Below are 8,022 nucleotides of genomic sequence, written 5' to 3'. Positions count from 1 at the left end.
TCAAAAAATCCAATTACTAAACTTAAGAAAAATCAACACTACTTTTTAGGAGACGATAAGTTTGAACAATTAGTTTAAAAGGGAAAATATGCTTACGAAATTATCCACCTAGAAGAAATACTTTTACCAATAAGTCTGTCTAATTTAAAAAATTTAGGAGTTACTGCACCACAAGGATATGCATATATAAAAAAATATCCTAGTCTTGTCGATATGCTCGATGCTAACTTCATTCAATCCATTGATTGTACTATTTTTTGCAGTAATATTCAGTCTACCAATTTGGGCTAAGCCTAATTCTGGAACTTCAAACTTAATCACTGCTTGAATTGAATTAATTGTATCTATATCAGCATTAATAGTAACCTGTACTTGATTTGTAACATCATTCCCAAAATCATCTATAGCTTTCACTTGAAAAGTATCAATGGCTATGACACTATCCCATGCGGAACCAATATCAATGGTTGCTGTTTCTTTTCCTAGCGTAAGTTTACGTAATCGAGGTACGGTCACTGTAACTGAGATTTGATCTGTTAAATCAGGTGATGCAAATACTACTTCGTAATCGCCAAAGTTAGATGTATCCACTTCGTTTTTTAGAACAACCACTTGATCCGTCAAATCATTTCCTGACTGGTCAATCCAGTGAACGTGACACATCTCTTTAGCAATTTCATCTGACCATTCACTATTTAATCTTAATGTGATATTAGATGCAGTAAGTTTACCCGTTACTTGTCGTACGACATTATTCGTATTTAGTCTTCCCCCTGTAAGACATAAATCAGATAGTTCATAAAATGAATCAACACTATTTAAAATGATTTTTTTTAATTCATCAGTAGATAGATCAGGATCTAGTGACAACGCTAATGCAGCACTACCAGTGACATGAGGTGTTGCCATCGAGGTACCTGACATATACGTGTATTTACTTCCTAGAAATGTACTAAAAACACGAAACCCTCTAGCGAATAAATCAACACCTGTTTTACTATAATTTGAATCAGAACTTCGTTCATAACCACTAGAATTTCCTACAGTAATAATATTAGGTATATCCAAAGAAGCTGGGTAAAAAGGTTTATCAGTCATATCTATCCCATTATTTCCAGCTGCTGCTACGAATAATCCAGGATAGTTTTTAATTGCTTCTTCTGTACTGCTATAAACAACACTACCTATACTAAAATTGATAATTGGAAACCCTTTTTGGGATGCATAATTAATAGCTTCAGTTAAGATTGCCAAACTGGTACCTCCACTACTACCAAATACACGTATAGGTACCATCGTAACATCCCAATTTATTCCAGCAACACCTAATTCGTTGTTTGTTTGAGCACCAATAATCCCGGCAATATGTGTCCATGTCCCATAGTATCCATAGGATCTGTATCATCGTTAAAAAAATCGTATTCCAAACTTTCATCTACATTTCCAGAAAGATCTTCATGTTGATAATCAATTCCTGAATCAATGACCGCTACCTTCACATCTTTAGAACCCTTGGTTTCTTCCCAAGCGGATGGCATGCTAATCTCTCTTAAATTAGCTTGTTTACTCCAATTAGGATCGTTAAGAATAATTGATCGATTTCCTAAAGAATCAGTTGTATTTGGCTCCTCAACATCATTCAACGGCTCTAGTTCAACCACATAGTTTGGCTCTGCATAATTGACCATATCAGAAGCATTAAATGTTCTTACTGCCTCTTCCACACTAATTTCTTCGTTCAATTTCACTAATAATACTTGATCTCGCTTATTATAATCGCTTTCATTTGTCCTAAGAGTCAAATCTTTTTCCACCATAACTTTTACACCCAATAAATTTTGCGGTTTATTTTTCTCTGTTGAAATTCTTTGTGTAGCCTTTAAACTGACAATTAGCTCATTGGGTACATACTCTATTTGAGAGTCATCTAATTGGCTCATAATCCTTTCTTTTTGGTTAGTATCTGCAGTTACTTGTTTAGTATGAGCCATGAACCCAAACATACTCACCCCAACAACCAATCCTAAATATATTTTCTTTTTAAACTTTTTCACCTACATCTCCTCCTAATAGTTTTATTTTAGAGTTAGCTCTATTACTTATTTACTAACTCAACAACAGATTATCATACACTTGTTAATGAAATCACAATATCTCATTAAAACACACCCTAAAATCATAACCGTTCCTATGCTCATTTTTTGGATTTTTTAATCACGTAACCAGAAAAATAAATCCCCTCTATTTCACGCAAATCAAAGAAGAACTAAGTAACTACCGTTTAAAGGTAGTTACTTAGTTCTTCTTTGATTATTATCTAACTTTATTATTCATTCCCCACCCTTTGCGCAGTGAGTCTTCGGTATCTTGTTTTATCTGACTGGTAGTTCTTATTATTTCTCCACGATCATCTAATTCTGGAACAATTGGATATTTTTCTCTGAACAAGTCTAGTTCTTTCACCACGTCATTAAACAAATCTTGCTTATCTTCTTGCGTAAGATTCTGTTTAATATACTCATCTAAAGCTTTTCTAAGCAATTCATCTCTTGTCATATTAGTCTCATACTTTTCTACTAAAACTCTGGAAGTCGCATTTAACAAAGTCGACAGTTTTAAAGGATGCTTGGTGGAATAAACCTTATCAAACTTTCTGATTGGTGCGCCAACTTTTTTTGTTCTTCCTCTACTCTGTCTTTCAACATTGGAGGAAGTTTTTATTTCTTGAACTTGGTGCACTTCTAATTGCTTATTTTCAGATGGTGTAATTGCTTGCTGCTTTTTCTTTGCTTCTGCTTCTTTTTTTATTTTGGCGAGTCCTTTGTTGTTCCCAAAAATATCAAGTCCTTTGATGTCAGCCAATTACTCCACCTCCGCATACCAATTCTCGTGTTCTTCCAATTCTTTCAAAATACTGATAAATAATTCGTGGCTTTTGCGATCCCATTGTTTTAAGAGACCTTTCTTTGTCTTCTCCATCGTAATACCTGATCCGTCGTATCGTTTTAAGCGTGCATTTTTGAGTACAACATTTTTAATCAAATGTTCCCCATAAATCTCTTGGGCTTGTTTATACATTTCCTGATCTACTGCGTCACCGCTTTCCAACATGAAAGGAATAACACCAGCAACATATAAATTTGTATCAAATTCTTTCACAAAAAAGTCCATATACTCAAGATATTGCATCGCATTTCTCATCGATTTTACTTGGGTCTGTAAGACGACGATTGCCCAGTCCGCAATGTACATCGCGGATTTACTATATACAGAAATAGAAGGTGGGACATCTAAATAGATGACGTCAAACTCATCAAATAATGGTTCTAGCTTTTCTTTCATATATTTGAATTGGGATAATGAATCATTATATTGGTCTTTGATCCAATCATCATACATTTCAAAGGACATGTCTGCTGGAAGTATATAGAGGTTATTGATTACTTTATAGACAGCCTCTTTAGGTGGAAGATTGTTTATCAACACGTCAGTCACAGTATTTTCGTAAACAATCGGTTCACCTTCTCCGCCTCCTTCTTCGTTAGTGAAGTTCATATGCGTTAAGTTCATCACATCAGAAGTATTTCCTTGCATATCCAAGTCAATTATCAAGGTTCTTTTTCCTTCATTAACTGCTGATTCAAACCCTAACATTTGCGCGCACGTACTTTTACCTACGCCACCTTTAAAATTACCGATTACATATTTCTTCGCTACCACGTTCCTACCTCTTTTCTTTTAGCAATATTCATTTGATACTATTATAACATATTTATTTTTAGTTACTACCAAAAAAAAGATATATATGTACTACCTTATAATTAATAAGTAAAAGGTAGTACATAAATAAGGAAAAGCTGAAATATATTGATTTATAGCTTTCCTCAAAGTAATGACGTTATTTAATTTATCGAGAAGCAGAGAATACTCGCGACTTTAGTCATGTAGACGAATCAGATTTTCGATAAAAAAGAAGCCGTCCTTCTTAAGAACGACAACAAATCACTAGATTAATTTTTTCAACTGTTCATAAAAGTTTTCATGCGTTCCACATAACAATACTGGAATAACCTTGTTTTCTATAATCTCGTAAGCTACTCTATATGTTGTGCCCGCATATTTGAACCCACTAGACCAAATACCTGATAAATCCCCAGTTTTTTGTTCACCCTTATATGGATCAATCGCAATTTCATCATAAATTAAATTCAAAAATTTTTCTTTCAATGGCTTCTCTTTTAGCTTTTTTAAATACTTAATGACATGTTTTGAAGGAACGATTTCATAAGCCAATTTCTGTTGCCAACTCCTCTTTAGTCATTACTTTAGAATTAGTAAGTGTATCTTCAGCAATATCTCTAAAGGAAGAATGCATTTTGTTTTTTCTATTCTTAAATTCTACAAGAATCTCATCTTTATCGTAGCCTTCTGCAATTATATCAGACAAAATATCTTCGCTAAAATCATAAAATTCTTTTTGTGGTTCAACAAATTCATAAAGAATACCATTCTCTACCAACTTTGCTTCAACTTCGACTCCATTAGGAACATTAAAATCTTTAGGTACTGTCAACATGATTGAATTGCCTTGTTTTCTTGTTTTTGTAATCATTTAAATCCCTCATTTCTAACAGTATGTAATTACTTAGTAAATACATTATACCACGAGATAATGTATTTACAAGTAATTACTGTGACTCGTAATGCGTCCTTGCTGAATAAATTTCAACCACGTGTTCATCTTCATCTACCTTATAAACAACCCGGTTCTGTTGCAAAGTTTTAAATAAAGAATAAAATCCCTTACGGTATCTATGATTTAAGCTGGGATTCCCAATAATACCTTGATTTCAGTACAGACCGAAAACCCGAAGAGAGTGCCTTCTTTTCGGGTTTTCTTATATAATCCTCGAATGGCTTCCATGCCTTTAATCGTGGTAGAGGCAGTGCGTAAACTTCGATAGAATTTATTGCGTCTCTTTACTGGACGATGGTCTTGTTCAATCAAATTATTCAGGTATTTAATGGTACGATGTTCTGTCCCTTGATAAAAGCCGTATTCTTTTAGTTTCTTAAAGGCACTTGTAATAGAGGGGGCTTTATCTGTGACTACAACCTTCGGTTCATCAAACTGCTTCACTAACCGCTTAAGAAAAGCATAGGCTGCTTGTGTGTCCCGTTTTTTACGTAACCAAATATCCAAGGTTAAACCATCTGCACCGATGGCTCGATACAAATAATACCATTTTCCTTTAATTTTGATGTACGTTTCATCCATTTTCCATGAATAAAAGGATTTTTTATTTTTCTTTTTCCAAATTTGATAGAGTAGTTTGCCATATTCTTGCACCCAACGATAAATCGTCGTATGAGAAACGTTAATGCCACGATCATATAAGATTTCTTGAACTTCACGATAGCTAAGGTTATAACGAAGATAGTAGCCCACGGCTACAATAATCACATCCTGCTGAAATTGCTTTCCTTTAAAATGATTCATCGTCATTCCTCCTGCTATCTTTTTCTATTATTCTACCTTATTTGATAGTAGATTTAAAACTTTGCAACAGAACCTATATTTTCATGTACCAATATAATATTTAAGAAGTTTCCCATAGATATATTGGACTTCCTCTTTTAAAACACAAAAATAAATACTACCTTATTTAGGTAGTATTTATTAAAAGTTACGTCAATTTTGATTAAAAATATACTACTTGAACCTCTCATGAGTAAAGTCACGAAATTTTTGGGAATAGAGCGTACTTGATATCTTATTTTTTCACTAATAGCAGTGTCTCTTATTCACCAAGCGATCCCCGTAGTTCCTACGGTTCTTAATTTTTCTCTAGACTAATGATTGTATCTTTAGACCTTCGGCCATAACATGGAGCAAAATAAAAAGGTACTAAGTCTTATATATCAATCTTCGAGTAACCGACGGTTAACAACCATATCGAGCGGCATTAATCACCCACCTGTAGAGGATGAGCGACTTTTGCCTAATTATTGTTAAAAGCCTAGTTTCATTTGTTTAGATTGGAAAATACGTCCTACAAGTATCTCTTTTTTTTCATGGTCGATCCGATAAAATAAGGCATAGCTTTTGCCGATCACGATCCGATATGTTGGGATATCCATTCCATAGATTTCGGAAACTTCCTCATGCATAGTTGGAAAATTTTTGGTTAGTTCTAAAGCCTTCTGGATCGCACCTACAAATCTTTTTATGCTGGCTGGAGACAGAGCAAGCTCATTTTCCCATTCTTCTATTATCGTTTCAAGGCTGGTCTGGAAACTTTTAGAATAAACTAGCGTGTACTCTTTCATCTATTCACTCCAGCCGTATTTTCCGAAAGCTTTTACCATTTCAATTTCTGAAACTGTTAAACCTTTCTCAAAGTCTTGGAAACTTTCTTCAATCAATTTGCGATCGTGTTCTTTTGCTATTTGAGTAGTATCTAATATGAATAAGTTGCCTTCTTGTTTGGCTTGGATAGTGTCTCCGCTTTTTAATCCAAGAGAGCTTGGAAGGATCACTCCCACGCTATTGCCGATCTTTCTAACCTTTAGTTCTTTTCCCATGTTATCACACTCCTTTTAGTTTTTGATGAATAAATTATAACATGTTATAACAACAATTGCCAACGGTGTTTCTTAAGGGATTCCACTCCATATTATTATTGGACAAAATAAGCCACTTAGAACGCTGAAAACATATACAAACGATATCAAAATACGAGTGAACTACTCACCATACACTTCCGTTAACATCCATTTAAGTAGGTATTTTTATTATATATAGATTTAACATATGTCGGTCGGTTGATTGATATAGCTAAAGTTATAACTCAACCGAAGCCGATTCATCTACACGAATAAAGTTGCGAGTGTTCTCGGCTAATTCATAAAAATTGTTATGTGTTCCATATAGCAATACTGGAATAACTTTATTTTCTTGAATCTCATAAGCAACTCTATACACGGTGACCGCATACTTAAATCCATTAGACCAATTACCTGATAAACCTCCAGTTTTTTGCTCTTACTTAAATGGATCAATGGCAATTTCATCACAAACCTATAGAGGATGAGTGACTTCTGCCTAATTACGTTAAAAAATATTGAAAGTAACTCTATTTAGCAAAAAATATCTAGAATTTCATTTCCTCAAAACTGATCGATATTGTATCTAAAAATATATACTACCTAAAATAGGTAGTATATATTAAAATATGTGCTTTTGTTAGAAAAATCAATACATAAATTATCATATCTGTATATGTCATTTAGGTATTTCAGTTATGTTATAATAGTTTTGCTGTCTGCTACCCCGGCCTAATCTGTCAAGGGGAGGAGGAGATATAATGAAATACCTTTTTGATTTTGTTTTTGCAATCAAGCCATTTGCAGAGGTAACTGCACACTACATCTGCAAGTGGCTTGATTGCAAAATTGCCAAAAAAGACAGTAAGCCTACCCGTTAATTCTATAATATAGAAACGTAAAAAAACCCCATCAGCCTGCACGCTGATGGGGTTTGGTGATATAATGAAATACCTCTTTGTTACTCATAATTATACCATAATTAGTCACGAATGCAACCAATAGAAAAAAATACTTAGAACGGTAGATCATCGCTAATAACAATGCATTGTCCACCAAATGGATTTTGTGAAGCATTAAATACATTGTTATTAATTGTCGCTGCTTTTAACTAGGCCTCTCCCCTTCTATTATAAAAGAAGATATATATTATTTCTTAATTACCTACTACCTTAAACCAAAATTTAAGTACTACCTAATTTAAGTAGTACTTAAATAATCTAAAAAATAGTTATCCCAATTGTTATGCTTTTATAATACGATTATTTGTAACAAAATGAATATTATATAATTAAACACTACCATATTTAGGTAGTGTTTAATTATTAGCAAAACAAAAAATATTTATTCTATTCTCTTAACTTCAACTAAGTTATGCTGCACACCTTTATATAAATCATATGCAACTCATTAGAG

General features: G+C 33.5%; 7 protein-coding genes and 5 pseudogenes. All 12 read right to left on the bottom strand.

Annotation, left to right across the window (positions count from 1 at the left end; translation table 11 throughout):
- Window positions 1-153: 153 nt before the first annotated feature.
- Window positions 154-1,538 (bottom strand): annotated as a pseudogene (locus ESP02_RS12275) (S8 family peptidase).
- Window positions 1,539-1,724: 186 nt separating this feature from the next.
- Window positions 1,725-1,940, bottom strand: a pseudogene (locus ESP02_RS13615) (hypothetical protein); the annotation flags it as partial.
- A gap of 373 nt (window positions 1,941-2,313) precedes the next feature.
- Window positions 2,314-2,862, bottom strand: a complete 549-nt coding sequence (locus ESP02_RS12265) for a hypothetical protein (protein WP_002292681.1) — start codon at window positions 2,860-2,862, stop codon at window positions 2,314-2,316.
- Complete coding sequence (locus tag ESP02_RS12260) at window positions 2,863-3,720, bottom strand: ParA family protein (protein WP_002292680.1); 858 nt, start codon at window positions 3,718-3,720, stop codon at window positions 2,863-2,865. It lies immediately after the preceding gene.
- Between the two features lie 285 nt (window positions 3,721-4,005).
- The gene (locus ESP02_RS12255; RefSeq protein WP_002300557.1) at window positions 4,006-4,293 is read right to left on the bottom strand and encodes a type II toxin-antitoxin system RelE/ParE family toxin; all 288 of its coding nucleotides are present in this window, start codon (window positions 4,291-4,293) and stop codon (window positions 4,006-4,008) included.
- Complete coding sequence (locus ESP02_RS12250) at window positions 4,283-4,612, bottom strand: AbrB family transcriptional regulator (protein WP_002292678.1); 330 nt, start codon at window positions 4,610-4,612, stop codon at window positions 4,283-4,285. The genes ESP02_RS12255 and ESP02_RS12250 overlap by 11 nt, the downstream gene beginning before the upstream one ends.
- 76 nt (window positions 4,613-4,688) lie before the next feature.
- Window positions 4,689-4,775, bottom strand: a pseudogene (locus tag ESP02_RS13530) (Txe/YoeB family addiction module toxin); the annotation flags it as partial.
- 44 nt (window positions 4,776-4,819) lie between these two features.
- A complete protein-coding gene (locus ESP02_RS12240; protein ID WP_044145876.1) occupies window positions 4,820-5,500 on the bottom strand; it encodes an IS6-like element IS1216 family transposase in 681 nt (226 codons plus the stop codon).
- 512 nt (window positions 5,501-6,012) lie between these two features.
- Window positions 6,013-6,330 carry a type II toxin-antitoxin system RelE/ParE family toxin gene (locus ESP02_RS12235; RefSeq protein WP_002290394.1) on the bottom strand — a complete coding sequence of 106 codons (318 nt, stop codon included), beginning with the start codon at window positions 6,328-6,330 and terminating at the stop codon, window positions 6,013-6,015.
- The gene (locus ESP02_RS12230) at window positions 6,331-6,585 is read right to left on the bottom strand and encodes an AbrB family transcriptional regulator (protein WP_002290397.1); all 255 of its coding nucleotides are present in this window, start codon (window positions 6,583-6,585) and stop codon (window positions 6,331-6,333) included.
- Between the two features lie 259 nt (window positions 6,586-6,844).
- A pseudogene (locus tag ESP02_RS12225) lies at window positions 6,845-7,069 on the bottom strand (type II toxin-antitoxin system RelE/ParE family toxin).
- 552 nt (window positions 7,070-7,621) lie between these two features.
- Window positions 7,622-7,708 (bottom strand): annotated as a pseudogene (locus ESP02_RS12220) (single-stranded DNA-binding protein); the annotation flags it as partial.
- Between the last annotated feature and the right edge of the window lie 314 nt (window positions 7,709-8,022).

Origin of the sequence: Enterococcus sp. NBRC 3427 (assembly GCF_007996925.1) — a bacterium.
GTDB lineage: Bacteria > Bacillota > Bacilli > Lactobacillales > Enterococcaceae > Enterococcus_B > Enterococcus_B lactis.
This window is presented reverse-complemented; position numbering and strand designations above follow the sequence as displayed.

Bases quoted from the DNA above. Each gene is read 5' to 3' on its own strand.
- ESP02_RS12250 (WP_002292678.1), bottom strand. From the start codon at position 4,612: ATGATTACAAAAACAAGAAAACAAGGCAATTCAATCATGTTGACAGTA.
- ESP02_RS12240 (WP_044145876.1), bottom strand. From the start codon at position 5,500: ATGAATCATTTTAAAGGAAAGCAATTTCAGCAGGATGTGATTATTGTA.
- ESP02_RS12235 (WP_002290394.1), bottom strand. From the start codon at position 6,330: ATGAAAGAGTACACGCTAGTTTATTCTAAAAGTTTCCAGACCAGCCTT.
- ESP02_RS12230 (WP_002290397.1), bottom strand. From the start codon at position 6,585: ATGGGAAAAGAACTAAAGGTTAGAAAGATCGGCAATAGCGTGGGAGTG.